Origin of the sequence: Chroococcidiopsis sp. SAG 2025 (assembly GCF_032860985.1) — a bacterium.
Lineage (GTDB): Bacteria > Cyanobacteriota > Cyanobacteriia > Cyanobacteriales > Chroococcidiopsidaceae > Chroococcidiopsis.
The window spans coordinates 6624277-6641519 of record NZ_JAOCNC010000001.1 but is presented as its reverse complement, the minus strand read 5'-3'; the positions used below and the strand labels follow the sequence as shown (position 1 = coordinate 6641519).

Genomic DNA, 17243 nt, shown 5'->3' with positions numbered 1-17243 from the left:
AACCGAACCTTCCAGTGAATTAATCAGAGTTGTAGTAGCGTTGCTCGATCCAAATTCGCATTTCCGCCTCGGAACTGAGAGTAGTAGATCTACGGGTTTTTGGATCGAATGCTTGCCAGTAAGCGTTACCGTTACGGTCTTTTTTACGCCAAACTTGCAATTCGTGACTGCGAGTTAAAGCCTGAATTAATTTCTCAATAATTGCCTTAAAACTCTCAAAGAGGAACAAAGATATTTTTGTTTTTTGCGTAGATAAAATTGAGGTTTTCATCATAGTAAATCTTGGAGTGAGATTTATTCACAGCAAATTTCATCAGCAAATTTCTATCTTTTTGCCTTTTGCTTTTTGCCTTTTGACTTGCTTACTTCTAGTTTTATCCTCAGCAGACAAAATTGATAAGGTACGGATTTAGAAATTTTAAATAGAACAGTTGACTCGATCTAAAACTGTTCTAGGTAAATCAAGTCAAAGTGTACCATCACAGATTCAGATGAATCATTTATCATATTCAAACAGGCTGAATTCTCATCTTTAAAAAGGATTGCATCGTGAGAATTCCTATTGAAAGACACTCATCTACGGCAGTTTATCTCCAGATCCGCGATCGCATCCGCCATCTGATTGAAACGGGTGCATTACGATCGGGGGATAAGCTTCCTTCCATTCGTACCTTGTCTGCTAGTACGCGGGTGAACAAGCTTACCGTCATCGAAGCTTACAACGTCTTAGCAGCAGAGGGATTGGTAGAAGCCCGTCAAGGATCTGGGTACTTCGTCCGTCCGGCAAAAATCGATCGCGCCGAGTCGAAGCACCAATTTGCGCCCCCCCAAGACACGATTGTTTTAGAACAACCCCCCCTACCACCACTGATTGAAGAATTTCAGGGCGGTTCGTCTTTCAATCTCTACATGAAATCGGTGCAAGCCCGTCAGCAACCAGGGACGATCGATCTCAGTAGCGGTTTTTCTTTAGCTTCTGGATTGGATGATTTACCGCGCGTTGCCCGACGTGCCGTGAAACAAATATCGGGTAGTTTATTTAACTACGATTTACCCCAAGGGCAGCTCGTACTACGGCAACAAATTGCGCGGCTATTGGTACAGCAGCACGGTTTAAATGTCACGGCGGACAATTTAATTATTACTAATGGCTCCAAACAAGGAATATTATTAGCCGTACATCACTATGTCAAACCTGGTGATTGGGTGTTGGTTGAAAGCCCAACTTGGTACGGTATGCTATCTCTGCTGTACAACATGGGTGCAAGGGTTATTGGTATACCTATGACACCCGAAGGCATAAATTTGGAGCTGTTGGAAAAAAATCTTTACACTTATCGTCCCAAGCTGATATTTACCGTTAGTACTTTACACAATCCTACAGGTCTTACCACTTCCTTAGATCATCGCCGTCAATTGTTGGCATTAGCCGAAAAATATGATTGTGTCGTACTAGAAGATAATGCTTATGAAGGACTGAACTTTGAACCCGTGCCAGTGCCAATTAAAGCATTAGATACAAGCGATCGCGTCATCTATGCTGGCACATTTTCTAAAACGATTATGCCGGGGATTCGTGTCGGTTATCTCGTTGTAACTGGAGAAGATTATCAGCCCTTAGTAGAGCGTAAATTGCATTACGATATCCACGTATCTACAGTTTCACAGGCTATTGTCAGCGAGTATTTAGCATCTGGACATTATCGCCACCATTTAGCACATTTGCAAGCCGTCCATCTTCAGAGTCGCAACGCCATGCTAAGCGCCATGCAGCGTCACTATCCTCCTGCTACTTATTGGACAATTCCCAAAGGTGGAACTTTCTTGTGGGTGCAAATGCCTGCCCACTTACCGCTAGCAGAAATTTGTCAAAAAGCATTAGCTAGAGGCGTGTTCGTTGCCGAAGGAACCCCATTTTTCCCAGGCGGACAGCAAAGTTATCCTGCTTTGCGTTTGAATTTTACCCTTCTACCAGAACAAATCGAGCAAGGGATCGCCATTTTAGGAGAAATCTTGCAGAAGTACGTTTAATCAAAATCAAATGTAGGGTAGGCAATCCCCACCTTACTAAAAATCCTCAGCAAGACAGATAAAACTTCCTATAAAGCTGTTGCAGAATTAGAATGAGATTATTAGCTCAATGTTAGAATCTACTTCACCTAATTTCTCAGGCAAATTATCAAATATTCAGAATATTCAGATTCTCACCTACCAGCCTCAGTATCAAGCAGCAATTCTCAAGCTCATCTTAAACATTCAACAACAAGAGTTTGGCTTACCAATTACTCTCAAAGACCAACGCGACTTATTAGATATTCCGAGTTTCTATCAACAAGGTAATGGTAATTTTTGGATTGCTTTAGATCGAGAAAAAGTTATTGGTACGATTGCCGCTATCGATATAGGTAATAGTCAGCTAGCTTTGAGAAAAATGTTCGTCGATTCTAAGTATCGCGGGAAAGAAATAGGCTTAGGTCAACGGCTATTAAATTCGCTTTTAAATTGGGCGCAAACAAAAAATATTTGCGACATCTATTTAGGAACAGTTGATGTTTTTCAAGCGGCGCATGAATTTTACGAAAAAAATGGGTTTATCAGAATACATCAATTAGTTTTACCTCCTAGTTTTCCCAGGATGACTGGTGATACAATGTTTTTTTGGTTGAACTTAAACAATTAACTTTTACGATCGAGTTGCTTGTATGAAACGATCCTAAAATAAAAAACTCCAACTTTATGACCAACCTTAGTACCAATTTGAATAAAGTTGCTTTATTGAGAAATACTCGAAATATTGGCATTCCAAGCGTTACTCGCGCTGCACAAATTTGCATCGACGCAGGAGCCAGTGGAATTACCGTTCATCCTCGTCCCGACGAACGACATATCAAACCTTCAGATGTTTATGAGCTAGCAGAAATGTTAACAGTTGAGTTAAACATTGAAGGTAATCCTTTTCACCCTCCATTTATGGAGATAGTTCGCCAAGTAAACCCAACTCAGTGTACTCTGGTTCCAGATACACCAGATACATTCACTTCAGATCGCGGCTGGGATTTGGTTCAAGATGAGGAAAAGTTGATACCCATTATTGACGAATTAAAATCTTTAGCAATTCGCGTCAGCCTGTTTATGGATACCGATCTAGAGCAAATTCAAATTGCTAAAAAGATTGGTAGCGATCGCATTGAATTATATACGGAACCCTATGCTACAGCTTTTCGTCATGGTATTGTAGAATCAGTTTTTCAACAATATGCTGCTGCTGCTAAACAAGCTCAAGCGATCGGTTTAGGTGTAAATGCCGGACACGACTTAAATTTACAAAACTTGGCAAAATTTTGCTCAATTCCCAATATACTTGAAGTCTCAATCGGTCATGCACTCATAGCAGATGCATTAGACATAGGACTATCAACAGCAGTAAAAGAATATCTGAAAGTGCTGTCAGAGTCAAAAATTTGAAAAAGTCAGACATCGGTTTTACCGATGTCTGACTTTTTGTCGTTGAACAAATCTATCTTTCGAGTTATTAAACTTGGTCACGCTTGCTGCAAACATAGCTTGATTTTCCAAAAATCAAGCTATGTTTGCCTCTCTCATAGCAAACATATGGAGTTTTTCTTCTGCTAGTTCTGATGCAGTCAGTCTCCTGATGGGAAAGTTACTGACAGTTTTCTCAGCAAATACTTCTGATTCAATTTCTAATTCACTTAAGTCATCACCATTTGTTTCCTCAATTCCCAACGCTTGCTGTACGATCGCTAAATTCTTCTGAATGACTTCTCCAATTGCCTTAATTTTTGTCAAACTTATGTCTTCTGGCATAGCGCACCCCGTGACTTCAGCAGATTTTGTACGTTCAACTTGTTAATAATTTTTGCTAAAACTACTAAACCATAAAGCTACTACCATTGTTTGTCTACTGACTTACAAGTTAATCTATCTAGCCACGGAGATTTACATGCAGCTTTAGAGCGATTTATAATCATTACTATAGCTTTTCTTCAATATGTTAAGTAATACCTTGGCTAAAGTCTTACAGGCGCACCAGGAGCGAGAGGTAAACCTAACAAGAGCTAGATTGCGAATAAAATCGACCAGCCAATCAGAAAAGAAATTGAATAAGGCAACATTTCTGGATTTTAGATTGTTAAGGGAGTCTCAATTCACAATCTCGAATTATTAATCTCAAGTTGCCAGACTAAATAGTCATACATTCGTTAGTAGCAATAACTATCTAATTTTTCACAATTAGTGCACAGAATCGGTCTCATGCGATACCACTACTTGTTAAACACACAAGATATCGTGCTAGTCTATACAGAAGCTCATTGTGGTGTTAATGTTACTTCAACTGTAAACAAGTGGCTAAGGATTCAAAGCAGTGGATCACATTCAAAGTTTCGGAGCTAGAAATGCAAGCGCTCGAAACATATTGTCATCAAACTCAGAGAACAAAAACTGACTTGCTGCGGGAGATGATCCGCAAGCTACCTACATATTCAGAGGACAGTCAAACCGAGTGACTTAAGGCGGCGCGCCTATTTCACTTGCTAAGCGGCGTGCCAATGAGTTTTGGCAAGCCTATCAAACTTCACCATTAAGTCCGATAGGTGAGTAATTTCTGCACAATCAGCATCCTCGGTGACATCGTTATACAAACAGTAGTAGCATTCATCGCCATAAGCTATTTGCATCGTCCAGTCACCTCTGCTGACACTATAGATAACCGCACCAGTTTCTTCATCATAATCATCATATAGAAAACCATTGTTAGCCAAAAACTGCTCTAACGCGGCTATTTGAATTGGTGTCATGTTGCTGCTGCGCTCCAATTCCGAGTTTATACTCAAGAACTTATAACTATTAACCTACAGGCGAATTCCAGAGATGGCAATTCTCGATCGATCTAGTTAGAAACACATACCCTATAACCAATCACTCATGTCACTAGCCATTTTTAGAAGAATTATTCTGCTAGCTGTCTAGCGAAATAAATTGATTCTTTTAGATAAATTTGGACTATAGGTTAAATCACTACTAAGAACAAGATACATTAAGATACACTATAATTGTTCTCGATTCCGAGCCGTAACGACCATTGTTTACAAGGTCTTTAAATAACAGCGATTAATTCACTAGATTTATGAATTTTATATTAACTCCTGCGCTCGGTTGTTAGTGTTTGGTAAGAGGTGAGAGGCGCGGGACAGCAGAAAAATAGCGAGTCTTGCAGGCGATCGCCAGTCACTAACTCACCTTCACAACTTGCAAATCGCAACCCGCCCTCTAGCGATCGCGATCGAGATTGCTATCAATAGTTAATAAAATATCGTACGGGTTCGGTGGCGCGGACGTGATTTGTATTCAGGTTGCTGTCCGCGATTCCATAGGAAATAGTCTAATTTTAAGGCAGAAACTTTATGCCCTAAGCGGCGCAACTGTGCGACTATCAACTCCGCAGCGTGAATAGTACAGGCACGGATCTCAATTTCTTCCTCAGTTCCCGCAGCAATTAATTCTTCGGCATCGATTTTTGCAGCCAAACTTTGCTCGTATTGTAAAACATTATCGACACGCAAAACGTGAGGAATGAGATTGTCAGCAAAAATTGTCAATCGTGGTAAGTCGTTGAAAAAACCAAAACTTTGATTTCCTAGTGCAATTGATAAATCGGCAGCGGTTATTTGAGCGCGTTTGTAAAATGGAACTTCTACATTGTTATATGTTTGTATATCTTGAAAATGAGGCATTTTTGCCAACAATTCTACTAAACGCTCGGCTGATGAGTCAGCCGCATTGACTAATCCTACAAAATCTCCTTCATAGCGATCGAGTAGATGTCGTCCTAATTCATTCCAGGCTGAGGCAAATAACCCCATCAACTCTCGAATTGGTGGTTTATTGAGATTTTGTGCGAAAATATTCGCACAATCTTCCGGCGTTAGGCGACAAAGTTCTCGCGCTCTAAAAGCACCACGAGTTTCAAACCGCTCTTTCAAACAGGTGGCAATGGTAAAGTATCCCGAGAGACGAGGACGTTTTTGTAGGTGGGGAAAGTAGCCAGACCCAAAGTTGATCGCATTGAGCGTGAGAATATAAGCGACTATTTCTCGCGGATCGCCAAGATAATGATAGCGGGGATCGAGTTTGGGCGAACTAGCCTGTTCTATGGGCAAAGAAGCAACATAGGCTGGAATACTTGACTCGTCAATGCGGACGTAATTTGCCCTAGCAGCGACTTCTTGCGCGGCTGCACGGACTCGATCTAGTATACCTAAACTCATCTCCACTCCCCTAACTTCATAGCATCGGCATCTTACACCAATTAATTACAAGATGCACAGACGGCATTCCTCAAGTAAATCCCACAAGTTGTGGCGGAAATTCAAATTTGCCATTTGCGCCTCGTGCAAACTCGATTACCTGAATTACAGCATCTATATTGAGCGAACCGTAAATATGAGGATATTGCTCTTCGGGTTCCGATTCTTCATATTTAATCTCAACTAGCACGCGCCGAGAATCGATACAAAGAACGATTAATTCTTGATGCTGAAAGAAAAACTTATTGGCTACTTTAACAATTTGGGCTGGCGTAGAGCAGTGAATAAACCCTTCAGTATCGAGCGTGTCACCTCGATATGTTCCTTCTCTCCGTGCTTGTTCCCATTGCGATCGCTGCGTGATGTGCAAGATAAGTTGTGGAGCAGTCGTATCTGCCTGAACTGACATGAACCTGAGCTGACATTAAATTTACTATCGTCAATATTAATCCCTACTAATTATGATAATGTTATGTTCAGTCTCGATTGGCATTTTTTTATTTTTTAGTAATGTTTGATAGCGATTTTTCATAGAAAATGAGATTTGTTTAAACTGAGTGGGGCGCGGTGTGTAGTGTGTGAAAAGAAGTAACTGAAAACTGATAACTGATAACTGATTTTAGTACAGGACAAAAGTTAATTGCTTGCGATAGTCCTTAGTTAAGGGATGGTCGTCTTCTAGTAAGCCAAAAATCGTTATCATCGCTTTGCGAGCGGCATCATTTTGATACTTGCGATCGCGCTCTACCATTGCCAATAGAATAGATAGTGCTGATTCGTAATCCCCCTTAAGAGTTAATTGAGCTGCTTGCAAATATTGTCGGTCTAAATCTGTTTCTGGTACGAGCTGTGCTGCTTGATGCTGCCACTGCATCAACTCTCGCAGCGTTCGTACTTTAGCATCGTATTCTCGACTACCAGAAGGTACTGCTGCAAGCAATTTTTCTGCCGATTCTAAACTACCAATTCCAATTAAAAACTCTGCGGCAGCGATCGCTAATTTGGGATTTTGAGGATAGAGTTCGATCAGCTCGCGGAAGCGTTGCTTGGCTGTTTCAATATTACCAGCAGCGCGATCGAGTTGGATTGCTTCTATTTCGGTATCTAAAGTAGATTTTAAGCCATATTGAGCTAGTAATTCCCGAATTTGTGCCTCTGGTAGCACGCCGACAAATCCTAGCTGCATTTGTCCTTGACTAAAAATTTTGACATCGGGAACCCCTTCCACGCGATACGCCTGCGCCAGTTCCGGGTTTTTGTCGATATCGACTTTAGCCAGGGTAAAGCTATATTCTTCTACAAGTTTTTCGAGAATTGGTTTGAGAACCTGACAAGGACCGCACCATTGAGCAAAAAAATCGACTAAAACGAGTTGTTGTTGCGATCGCTCGATAACCTCAGTGGCAAAATTATTTTGATTTGCTTCAATCGATCGTCCCATACAGTTGTCAGTTGTCAGTTATCAGTTGTCAGTTACCAGTGTAGAAGACGATACATGTAACGTCTGTACAAAGTTGTCAGAGAGTAGTTAGCCATCAACCGTTAACCATTAGCCAACAACTACCCATTACCAATTTAATCGCGACTCACTAACTTTTCTGTACCAGAGACAAAACTTTTCGCTCCTGGTTGCGCTTCTGGTTTACGAGTATACCACCATGCCCAAGCAATTAAAACTGCTTGTAACGGCAGCCTCACCCAATACATAATTGGACTATGAGGAATGCCTTCAATGACAATATCGCTGTGAGTTGCCAAATAAATGTTGGCGGGAAAAACGGCAATAAATAAAATTATCAGTCCCCAAGCCGCAGCAACGCTAATAAAGGGAATCAACAAACCAATGCCACCCAAAATTTCAAAAAAACCGCTGATATAAACTAGTTCGACGGGATTAGGCAGTTGCGGCGGAACAATCTTAGCGTATTCTAATGGTTTGAGAAAATGAGTCGTTCCTACAATAATAGTTGCTACAGCCAGAATTCCTCGGAAAATTTCTTTGCGTCGATTAGGCTGACTAGTACTTGAGTTCATAAGTAAGTCAAAAGTCAAAAGTCAAAAGTCAAAATTATGACAAGCAGTTCTCCCACGTCAGTTTTAATTATGATATTGCTGTAAATGCTTCTATCTAAAGACATAATTAGCAAACCAAATGTTTGTTAGTCACAAATAATAAATGATAAATGATAATCATTTTCTCATTAGTTGCCAATAGGAAGTAACGCGCTGTTGCCATTGTTGCCAATAAGACGCGATCGCTTCTGGTTCAAACCAAAAGACTTCTGCTGGCGTTTGGGGAATTGCGACAACAATTAAGGCGCGATTCAACTGAATTCCATAGTCGCGATAATAGTGATTGACTGCACCTAAATAAGCTGCTAGTTGCAAAGGATAATCAAATAGCCGTTCGAGGGTTCTTTTTGGTCGATCTGCTGTTTTCCATTCACAGACACAAGGTACACCTCGATAACTGGCAACGCAGTCTACAATTCCAGCATATTTCAAATCTGAGTGAAAAACTGCACCTTCAATTAATCTGACGACATCAATTTCTTGCAAGACTGGTGCGATACTCTCCCAGTAAGGACGGCTGGCTTCAGAACAAGATATATCTTCACCCTGCAAGTAACGCTGAATGTATTTGTGCGTTTGCGTACCGCGACGGCTGGCGGTGGAGGAGATTTGATTTGCGGTTTCTACACCAACACGCTGTTTCCAGTTGAATAGTCTATCTCGATCTGCTTGAGGTTTTGTGGCGTTGAGGATGGTAGAGACACTAGGAAGGCGATCGCCATTTGTACTTAAGTAATATTGCTTGCCATTCTCGCGCACGGATTTGGCATGAATGCTAGGTAACAGCTGAATCTCAGATGGCATGAGTTAAATTATTTGCAGATCGATGCTGTTTCATTTTAATCGCCTTAATCACCTCTCAATTATCCCTGTGCTTGCTTTGCACCTGTAGGCAGAAATACGGCTGAATCGTAGTAGGTGCGGAAGGCTTGTACTAATCCATTGTCAATTTCAATAATGCTGACACCTCTATAGCGTACGTCTTCACCATTGGATAAAGTCCCTTGCGATTGCCACTCCATAACCGCAGTGTTGTTATCTGCGGTGATATGGGTGAAATCAGAGTGGATGCGATCGAACACTGAGAGATACTTTTGCCAAAATCGCCGCACGCCATCCTTTCCCTTGAGTGGTTCTACCATTGCTAGGTTAGTCGCTGCTGCATCCTCGGCAAACATTTCAACTAATGGTTCTACATCGCCACTAGCTTCGATTTGCTGAAGCGTCTGCATGAAGCGATCGGCAATTTCACTCGTCATTTCGCTGAACTCCTATAACTTCCGTTCTAAAATTATTAATTTTTGTCAAGGCAGCTACCTCTATCTGTAGAGACATCAGGAAGTCAAAAGTCAAAAGTTGAAAGTTAAAAGTCAGAACAATAAAGGTCAAAACAATAAAGCCTAGCTACGGTATGAAGCTAGGCAAAACGTTCTTATGCTTTTGTAGTGAAGACAAAGCGAAATTGTGGAGGAAGAAATTTTCTTCCTCCCTGATGACTTATCCCTCTAAATTAACTTTGACAACTTTATTTTTTTCTGCCGTAGTCTTAGGGAGAGTCAAATTCAAAATTCCATCTTTATATTCTGCAGTAACGTTGGTGTTTTGAATCCGTGCTGGCAAAGGAATGACACGCTGAAACTTACCGTAGTAAAATTCGCTGCGAGTCTTGCCGTTTTCTTCCTGCTTAGTTTCAGACTTGCGATCGCCACTAACGTAAACAGCAGCTTCTGTAACTTGCACGTCTAAATCTTTCGCTTCCATTCCAGGTACTTCTAGTTTGAGGTAGACGGCATCTTCAGTTTCAGAAATTTCTGCGGCTGGCATTTTAACGATGTTACCATTCGCTACAGAATTAGATGCCAATGAATCTTCAAATAAGCGATCGATTTGACGTTGCAGAGTATTCATTTCTTGCCAAGGATTCCAGCGAACTAATACCATAACTACACCTTAATTAATTGCTTTGAGTTTGTTTTCCGTGTTCTTGCTTCTTATCTTACTGATGTAGAAAGTTCGAGGAAATTCGGTTTTTATGAATGCTGAAATGATGATTACCGAACTGAAAGTATCAGTTGAAAGTTAGGTAAAAGTTTGTACGGATATCTGCAATATTGGGAGTACGGGAAACCTAACCTAGTTCGACGCTTCGACTATCCCAGTTTCGGTTTTTCAATTATTTTTGGATTTCAAAACAACAACACCCAAGCATCTACTTGCTTAGCGATTTCCTCATGTTTGTAATCCTATCTGGGGTTGCACCGATCACAATTCCTGTTCAGAGAAAGGTTAGATCGTCGGTTACATTGCCCTCTGTTTTCAACTAGGAGGAAATATCAGCGTTCGAGTTGGGTGTTGCTGTCGGTCGGTCGGACAGATAGTAAAACAGCTTCTTTTACCTCTTAACTCAGTTGATCTATTGGACTTTTGGCTGTTTATCTGCCACAGAAGCTATAGAAAGCTTCTATTTGTAAGATACTACTAACGACTGGAAAAATACATTTCCTGCAACTAATCTTCACTAATTTCAGTTATCAGTTATGATTTATCAGCAAGTGAGGGTGAAACGATGCTCGCCAACTTTCATCTCAGTTCCCAGTACGGGTAGGACGAGATAAAAATCGCCACCGTGCGCTCGGTACAATACGGCGCGATCGAGATCGATTGTACTCGCGTTTGTGCGTGCAGCGTGGCTCCACGGCTCATGAAATAATAACCAACTACCACACACCAGGCTGTTCAAACTGTTATTTCTGAGATTGTGGCAAAACGCAAACTCTTTTAAACTGCACTCTTATCGAGTATTTATTTGCGTTCTGGAAGCAATTCATGAGCAACGAGAGCGAGTACATTAGAGAAACTGAAGCCACGCGGGTAAGAATTCTCAGCGAAGCACTACCCTACATTCAAAAATTTGCCGGACGAGTCGTCGTCGTCAAGTATGGCGGCGCAGCGATGAAAGAAAGCTCCCTAAAAGATAAAGTTATTCGCGATATCGTGTTTTTAACTTCTGTGGGAGTGCGCCTTGTCGTAGTTCACGGCGGGGGTCCAGAAATTAATAGTTGGTTAGATAAACTCGGCATTGAACCGCAATTCAAGCACGGACTGCGGGTAACGGATGCGCCGACAATGGACGTGGTAGAAATGGTGTTAGTTGGCAGGGTGAACAAGGAATTAGTTTCTCTGATCAACCGTGCTGGTGGTTCTGCAATTGGGCTATGCGGTAAAGATGCTAATTTAATTAAAGCCCGTCCTGAAGGTCGTGAGGGGATTGGCTTCGTAGGAGAAGTTACGAGTATGGATGTGCGGCTGTTAAATTCCCTACTCAAAGAAGGTTATATCCCGGTCGTATCCAGCGTAGCAGCAGACGAAAACGGACAGGCATACAACATTAATGCCGATACTGTAGCGGGGGAACTCGCCGCAGCCCTGGGAGCAGAAAAATTGATTTTATTGACAGATACAGCCGGAATTCTCAAGGACTACAAAGATCCTTCAACGCTACTACCTAGATTGGATATTCAAGAGGCGCGAGATTTAATCGCTGCTGGTGTTGTCGGCGGCGGGATGATTCCCAAAGTTAAATGCTGCGTGCGATCGCTCGCCCAAGGAGTACGTGCAGCTCACATTATCGATGGTCGCATCCCCCACGCCCTTCTACTAGAAGTATTCACCGACGTAGGTATCGGTTCGATGATCGTTGCTTCCGAATATACTTACTAAATTGCAGGCGATCGCTCGTGCGATCGTCTCAGTTTACTGTTTGACACTGCGCGATCGCCAACAGCCTACCTGTAAGGATCGAGTCCATTTGGGATTGGAGGAGCAGGTATAACTTCTACAGCACGTACTCTTGGATACCCTACTTCATTTGGATATCGATCGTGTGGATATCGGTCATACGAACGATCGACATTGATAATCGTGATATTTTGGTCTCTACTAGGAGCAGAATCGGGATAGCGATCGAAGTAGCGATCGGATCGTCTAGGAGTCATCCCGGTTGCTGGATTAACTGGAATGGGTGAGGGAATAGGACTACCGTAGATATAGGGGGCAGACTGTGGCTGGTTCCTTCGGTGATAGTTACCATGAGGATAGTACCCACCACCATTGATAATAATCGTAGATTGGGCAGATGCGGGTATTGGATTGAGAAATGCTATTCCCAATGGTAAAAGCGCAGCAGTTGAGCAAGCCATGCTACTCCATCTGACCCAGCTGATATATTTCCGTACAATATGTTTGTCTGAAATATATTTGTGTGAAACCTCGGTGATTTTTTTCATATCCAGAACCTAAGATTTTTGGTAGCGCTTAATGTCCAAGCGCGAGCGGCAGTCTAAACACTCTGATGCTGCGTTGTTGCCTCTATGTTCCCGATATTTCAGCCCACTATCTAAAATTTTAGACAATTATGGCGATCGATGTTGCGTAAAATTGTTACTTAAGTCAGATGTCGTTAAGCTGCCCATGAGTGACACAATCGAGAAAGAGAGATTCATGCAATCAAACGTGAGTTCCCAATCCCAAGAAATTGTCAAGACTGAGTACAAAGCAGGGTTAGCAACTTTTGAGCGGGGACAGTACCGCCAAGCCGTACAACACTTAGAAAAGGCTAGCGCTTTATCTAACCGTAATAGTCGCCAGGGTGGTGAAGTGCAGCTATGGCTAGTCAATGCTTACGAAGCTGCCGGACAAAGACAAGAGGCGATCGCTTTATGCGAACAGCTCAAACGCCACCCCCACTATGAAATTAATAAGCAAGGACGGCGGTTACTGTATATTCTGCAAGCACCACAATTGCAACGCCCCGCCGAATGGATGACTCAAATCCCCGATCTGGGCGCAATATCAGATAATGAGTCGCAAATAAAACTGAGCATCAAGAGCGATAATCGCAAGCGATCGCCCCAGCCAGAACCAACACGCGAAATCGAAGACCTGAGCAAAATCAACACGAAAGATAATCGTTTTATCATTGTTGCCCTATTCGCGATCGCCCTAACCCTTGGTGCATTGATTTGGTGGGGACTATAGAATGCTGGGTTAAAATGCTAATTTTTTGGGGTAGGAAAGCTCTTTTTTGGAATATCTTGAAGTTCTTCGTCTGCCAAGCTCGAAAAAGCCCATTCAATTTGAGCGCACAGTCCATCAAGATCGGGAAATAGTGTTGCTGAATTAACCTCCAAACGATCCAATTGAAAGCGAATGTTGGCAAACGTATTAGAGGGAATGATTATTTTTACTAGACGAGATGCATAGGATGAATCATTTTCTAAAGCAACAAACTTCTCTTGTTCTAGATTGAAATAATGAACGGTAAACCAACCAAATTGTGCTTGAATGCGAGACGCAACCAATTTGCCTCTCAACAAATAAACTCTACTGATGCTGGTTGGATCTGCTTGCTTTGAGGGTACAGCATAATCATCAGCATCAGGATAAAATAGCCACACTACGCCGGACTCGTTCTCAGCAGGTGGTTTGCAGACACAAAACCAGAGAGCAGCTAGGGGATTAAGACTCCAGTCTAGCAATCTCGTTGCTAGCCCGTGGTGCTGCATGATTGTCAGCCAGTCCCAATCATTATTGGGGTGCTGCTCAAGCAGAGGAAGACTTCTGAGTTTAAAAACTTCGAGCATCTCCCGTTCTGCTTGAAGAATAGGTAAGTAAGTTGTGAGGCGAGCGATTTTCGGTAACAGGCTCCGATCGCGTCGCTGACCACGGTAAACGGCACGTCTTCCACAGTTAACATCCGAAAGACGCTCTATATATTCGGAGACAGTATGGATGGTGATTTCTTGCATAGATCCTTCCCTACGACTTCTAACTTCTCATGGGTGTCTTATGGAGCGAGTAAAAATACTATGTCATCATGCGACAAGCAATGATGATATCAATAGTAAATAAGAGCGATAACTTGGTTGAGCTTCGCGCCAGAGTATTCGGAGGGGTGTCTGTGAAACTATCGATCTTGACCGCATCAGTGAAAAAAATTATCGGACAGTTGCGCCTATTAGGAATCGTGCTGTTGTCGTCTTTATTGCTTTCTAGCTGCGTCCAATATCAAGTCGGAGTGAATTTTGACAGCCCAAATTATGGCGAAATCGTGCAACACATCCAGCTAGACGAACGGCTGATGAGTTTGAGTGGCGATTCGGTAAAGACATGGTTAGACAGCATCGAACGTCGCGCCAAGCAACTGCACGGAAAAGCGAAGCGGCGATCGGATCGAGAAGTCACGGTCACAATTCCGTTTAAAAATGGGGCGGACTTAGCAGAAAAATTCAATGCATTTTTTCATTACATTGACAAGGAAAATCCAAATAAGTTAACAGAAACGAACTTGCCACCAATTGATTCTCAATTGAGTTTGAAGCAAAATAATTTTTTATTGTTAGTGAGAAATCGGTTGAGTTTCGACTTAGACTTGCGATCGCTCTCCCTAATTTCCACAAACACTAATCTCGCGATTAACCCCAGTTCGATCTTAGATTTTGAATTCAGCCTCAACGCCCCTTGGGGAGGACGCAGCATCGAAAAGGCAGAAAACGCCATTTCCGCCAAGAAACAGGGCGATCGGTTGATATGGCAACTGCAACCAGGACAAATCAATCATATAGAAACTATTTTCTGGCTCCCCAGTCCCCTGGGAATTGGCACAATTTTCATCATTTTATTCATTGCTTTAGGGGTTTATTTACGCGATCGCACTGCGCCAACTTTAGGAGGGAGTAGGGAGCGCACGAGCAGGGAGTAGGGAACAAAGAGCAGTATAGAAGAGACGTTACGTGTAACGTCTCTTCTATACTCTAAGGAGACAACCGCTCGATCGCCCAACTACCGTTTTCTAGCAGGCGATAGCGGAGGCGATCGTGCAATCTACTCGGTCTACCTTGCCAAAACTCAATTGCGTTAGGAATGACGCGAAAACCTCCCCAGTGTGGCGGACGGGGAATTTCTCGATTTTCATACTTGGTTTGCAATTCTTGCAAGCGCTGTTCTAAAGCTGCGCGACTTTCCACCACTTGACTTTGCTCGGAAGCCCAGGCTCCCAAGCGGCTATTTAACGGACGGCTGCGATAATATTCATCTGACTCTTGGGCTGAAACTTGTTCTACCCGCCCTTCAATCCGCACTTGGCGTTCGAGTTCCGCCCACCAAAAAACTAGCGCTGCATGGGGATTGGCTGTCAGTTCTTGCCCCTTATGACTTTGATAATTGGTATAAAAAACGAAACCGCGTTCGTCAAAACCCTTGAGCAAGACAATTCGAGCCGAAGGTATACCATCAGTCGTAGCAGTGGCTAAGGTCATAGCATTTGGTTCGGGAATTTGAGCTGATAGGGCGCGATCGAACCAAATTTGAAATTGACGCAAAGGATTCGGAGCGACATCAGTTTCCCGCAAACCTTCAAGTTGATAATCTATGCGAAGATCGGCAACGTTAGGATTCATAGTTTTAGCGACTGTAATGGGTAATGGGTAATGGGTAGATCGCAAATGACCAATGACTAATGACTAATCCTGCCATACCTTAGTTTTGATAGTTGATAGGGAGTAACTTACAAATAACCAATGACCAATGACCAATGACCAATAACTAATTTGCCTTCTCAAGCGTGTAACGACAAATTACAATTAAAGTTGAAGTACTAAACCATTGTGGTTAAAAATCTATGACACCTTCTTTAATGAATTTCTTTTACAGTCTGCTAGCAGGTTTGGCAATTGTGGTGATCCCAGTTACAGTTGGTTTGATCTTTATTAGCCAACAAGACAAGATTCAACGTTCATAAGAGGGAGCAGGGAGCAGGGAGTAGGGAAAAGTATCTAACCCCTAATCTCTAACTCCTAACTCCCAATCCCTCATCTACCCAGCAACCTTTGACGATCTTCTAGTTGACTCGCTAGGCTAGACATACTTGAGAGAACGAAAATGGTCAACTTCAACTTTAACTTTGCGAGTATTTCGGGCATTGTCTTAGCTGTAGCTGGGGCAGCGCTATATTTCCTCCGCAACTTTCGCCCTGGATTGGCGCGAGATCACGACATTTTTTTTGCCGCAATCGGTTTAGTCTGTGGTTTCGTTCTAATTTTTCAAGGTTGGCGGTATGACCCAATTATGCAATTCGGTCAACTGCTGCTGACAGGAGGAACAATATTTTTTGCTGTAGAAAGCGTGAGGCTGCGGAGCGTAGCTACAGAACAAGCTCGACGCAATACTCGAATTGTAGACGAAGAAAGACCCGTCAGCTCTGCATATCAATACGAAGCAGAGTTAGACGAATACGATCCTTTAGAGGAAGAACGCACGATCCCACGGCGGATTCGAGGGAGCAGAGATGGACGTTCCACGCGCACGGACGATTACGATCGCGAGGATGAAATCCCCCGACGCTATCGCCGCGATGAGGAAGAACCACCCCGCCGCTCGTCAAGCCGTAGCGCGACTGAGAGAATTGCACCCGCCGACCGGACTCGTACTAGCACCAGCAAGCGACGTTCTCGTCCAGAATCTCGTCCCCTACCACCAGACACAGGGGAGGAAGATTGGAATGACTCTTCTCAGGCAACAACAGAAGATGACTGGGAAGAAAAAGTGACTCGTACCAGCAAGCCGCCTCGCTCCGGTAGTAATGGCTCTAGGCGTGCGGAACAAGCGGATACAGAAGTGTCATCTAGACCGAGAAAACGTCGTCCGCCTCAAAATTCAGTGTACGGTCAGGATGATGTCCAAGTTCCAGCTTCCGATTATGTCGATTACAAGCCAATCGAGCGGTTTGACGACGATCGCGATAATTCAGCTAATTTTGACGAGCCATAGTTTCGCGCGGATGGC

Annotated in this window: 24 protein-coding genes; 10 read left to right on the top strand and 14 right to left on the bottom strand. The window is 42.9% G+C overall.

Annotated elements, in window-relative coordinates; all coding sequences use genetic code 11:
• Positions 1–19: 19 nt before the first annotated feature.
• Positions 20–274, bottom strand: coding sequence for a hypothetical protein (locus N4J56_RS32340; protein WP_317110530.1), 255 nt, complete (start codon positions 272–274; stop codon positions 20–22).
• 275 nt (positions 275–549) lie between these two features.
• Here N4J56_RS32340 and N4J56_RS32335 point away from each other — a divergent pair, with 275 nt between their 5' ends.
• The 3 genes from N4J56_RS32335 (at position 550) to N4J56_RS32325 (ending at position 3465) form a co-directional block, all read left to right on the top strand.
• The gene (locus tag N4J56_RS32335) at positions 550–2031 is read left to right on the top strand and encodes a PLP-dependent aminotransferase family protein (protein WP_317110528.1); all 1482 of its coding nucleotides are present in this window, start codon (positions 550–552) and stop codon (positions 2029–2031) included.
• Positions 2032–2140: 109 nt separating this feature from the next.
• Positions 2141–2680: a GNAT family N-acetyltransferase gene (locus N4J56_RS32330; protein WP_317110527.1), complete on the top strand. Its 540-nt coding sequence runs from the start codon at positions 2141–2143 to the stop codon at positions 2678–2680.
• 56 nt (positions 2681–2736) lie between these two features.
• Positions 2737–3465, top strand: a complete 729-nt coding sequence (locus N4J56_RS32325) for a pyridoxine 5'-phosphate synthase (RefSeq protein ID WP_317110526.1) — start codon at positions 2737–2739, stop codon at positions 3463–3465.
• 114 nt (positions 3466–3579) lie between these two features.
• Here N4J56_RS32325 and N4J56_RS32320 read toward each other — a convergent pair whose 3' ends face one another.
• Positions 3580–3828 (bottom strand): hypothetical protein, encoded by a 249-nt coding sequence (locus N4J56_RS32320; RefSeq protein WP_317110525.1) that lies wholly within the window; start codon positions 3826–3828, stop codon positions 3580–3582.
• A 539-nt stretch (positions 3829–4367) separates the two neighbouring features.
• Here N4J56_RS32320 and N4J56_RS32315 point away from each other — a divergent pair.
• The gene (locus tag N4J56_RS32315; RefSeq protein WP_317110523.1) at positions 4368–4529 is read left to right on the top strand and encodes a CopG family transcriptional regulator; all 162 of its coding nucleotides are present in this window, start codon (positions 4368–4370) and stop codon (positions 4527–4529) included.
• 27 nt (positions 4530–4556) lie between these two features.
• On the opposite strand, the gene N4J56_RS32310 is transcribed toward N4J56_RS32315, so the two are convergent.
• Positions 4557–4820, bottom strand: coding sequence for a hypothetical protein (locus N4J56_RS32310; protein WP_317110521.1), 264 nt, complete (start codon positions 4818–4820; stop codon positions 4557–4559).
• A 378-nt stretch (positions 4821–5198) separates the two neighbouring features.
• On the opposite strand from N4J56_RS32310, the gene N4J56_RS32305 reads away from it, so the two are divergent.
• Positions 5199–5324, top strand: coding sequence for a hypothetical protein (locus N4J56_RS32305; RefSeq protein ID WP_317110519.1), 126 nt, complete (start codon positions 5199–5201; stop codon positions 5322–5324).
• On the opposite strand, the gene N4J56_RS32300 is transcribed toward N4J56_RS32305, so the two are convergent.
• From N4J56_RS32300 to N4J56_RS32265, 8 genes are all read right to left on the bottom strand, one after another.
• Positions 5325–6290: a queuosine salvage family protein gene (locus N4J56_RS32300; RefSeq protein ID WP_317110518.1), complete on the bottom strand. Its 966-nt coding sequence runs from the start codon at positions 6288–6290 to the stop codon at positions 5325–5327.
• A gap of 70 nt (positions 6291–6360) precedes the next feature.
• A complete protein-coding gene (locus tag N4J56_RS32295) occupies positions 6361–6738 on the bottom strand; it encodes a DUF952 domain-containing protein (RefSeq protein ID WP_317110516.1) in 378 nt (125 codons plus the stop codon).
• 210 nt (positions 6739–6948) lie between these two features.
• Positions 6949–7770, bottom strand: a complete 822-nt coding sequence (locus N4J56_RS32290; protein ID WP_317110515.1) for a tetratricopeptide repeat protein — start codon at positions 7768–7770, stop codon at positions 6949–6951.
• A 134-nt stretch (positions 7771–7904) separates the two neighbouring features.
• Positions 7905–8363 carry a DoxX family protein gene (locus tag N4J56_RS32285; protein ID WP_317110514.1) on the bottom strand — a complete coding sequence of 153 codons (459 nt, stop codon included), beginning with the start codon at positions 8361–8363 and terminating at the stop codon, positions 7905–7907.
• A gap of 156 nt (positions 8364–8519) precedes the next feature.
• Positions 8520–9206, bottom strand: a complete 687-nt coding sequence (locus N4J56_RS32280) for a PD-(D/E)XK nuclease family protein (RefSeq protein WP_317110513.1) — start codon at positions 9204–9206, stop codon at positions 8520–8522.
• 59 nt (positions 9207–9265) lie between these two features.
• Positions 9266–9661, bottom strand: a complete 396-nt coding sequence (locus N4J56_RS32275; protein ID WP_317110512.1) for a nuclear transport factor 2 family protein — start codon at positions 9659–9661, stop codon at positions 9266–9268.
• Positions 9662–9899: 238 nt separating this feature from the next.
• Positions 9900–10343 (bottom strand): Hsp20/alpha crystallin family protein, encoded by a 444-nt coding sequence (locus tag N4J56_RS32270; protein WP_317110511.1) that lies wholly within the window; start codon positions 10341–10343, stop codon positions 9900–9902.
• A gap of 604 nt (positions 10344–10947) precedes the next feature.
• Positions 10948–11142 carry a hypothetical protein gene (locus tag N4J56_RS32265; RefSeq protein WP_317110509.1) on the bottom strand — a complete coding sequence of 65 codons (195 nt, stop codon included), beginning with the start codon at positions 11140–11142 and terminating at the stop codon, positions 10948–10950.
• Between the two features lie 86 nt (positions 11143–11228).
• On the opposite strand from N4J56_RS32265, the gene argB reads away from it, so the two are divergent.
• A complete protein-coding gene (gene argB / locus N4J56_RS32260; RefSeq protein WP_317110507.1) occupies positions 11229–12122 on the top strand; it encodes an acetylglutamate kinase in 894 nt (297 codons plus the stop codon).
• 65 nt (positions 12123–12187) lie between these two features.
• Here the strand turns inward: argB and N4J56_RS32255 are convergent, their stop codons facing one another.
• Positions 12188–12601 (bottom strand): hypothetical protein, encoded by a 414-nt coding sequence (locus tag N4J56_RS32255; RefSeq protein WP_317110505.1) that lies wholly within the window; start codon positions 12599–12601, stop codon positions 12188–12190.
• A 301-nt stretch (positions 12602–12902) separates the two neighbouring features.
• Between N4J56_RS32255 and N4J56_RS32250 the strand changes: the two genes are divergently transcribed.
• Positions 12903–13439, top strand: coding sequence for a tetratricopeptide repeat protein (locus N4J56_RS32250; protein WP_317110503.1), 537 nt, complete (start codon positions 12903–12905; stop codon positions 13437–13439).
• Positions 13440–13456: 17 nt separating this feature from the next.
• Here N4J56_RS32250 and N4J56_RS32245 read toward each other — a convergent pair whose 3' ends face one another.
• The gene (locus tag N4J56_RS32245) at positions 13457–14209 is read right to left on the bottom strand and encodes an FRG domain-containing protein (RefSeq protein ID WP_317110500.1); all 753 of its coding nucleotides are present in this window, start codon (positions 14207–14209) and stop codon (positions 13457–13459) included.
• A gap of 152 nt (positions 14210–14361) precedes the next feature.
• Here N4J56_RS32245 and N4J56_RS32240 point away from each other — a divergent pair, with 152 nt between their 5' ends.
• The gene (locus tag N4J56_RS32240; RefSeq protein ID WP_317110498.1) at positions 14362–15162 is read left to right on the top strand and encodes a DUF3153 domain-containing protein; all 801 of its coding nucleotides are present in this window, start codon (positions 14362–14364) and stop codon (positions 15160–15162) included.
• Between the two features lie 52 nt (positions 15163–15214).
• Here N4J56_RS32240 and pdxH read toward each other — a convergent pair whose 3' ends face one another.
• Positions 15215–15859 (bottom strand): pyridoxamine 5'-phosphate oxidase, encoded by a 645-nt coding sequence (gene pdxH / locus N4J56_RS32235; protein WP_317110496.1) that lies wholly within the window; start codon positions 15857–15859, stop codon positions 15215–15217.
• Between the two features lie 221 nt (positions 15860–16080).
• Here pdxH and psbX point away from each other — a divergent pair, with 221 nt between their 5' ends.
• Both psbX and N4J56_RS32225 read left to right on the top strand, forming a co-directional pair.
• The gene (gene psbX, locus N4J56_RS32230; RefSeq protein ID WP_317110494.1) at positions 16081–16200 is read left to right on the top strand and encodes a photosystem II reaction center X protein; all 120 of its coding nucleotides are present in this window, start codon (positions 16081–16083) and stop codon (positions 16198–16200) included.
• Positions 16201–16340: 140 nt separating this feature from the next.
• On the top strand, positions 16341–17228 hold the full coding sequence (locus tag N4J56_RS32225) for a Ycf66 family protein (protein WP_317110493.1): 888 nt from the start codon (positions 16341–16343) through the stop codon (positions 17226–17228).
• Positions 17229–17243: the final 15 nt, after the last annotated feature.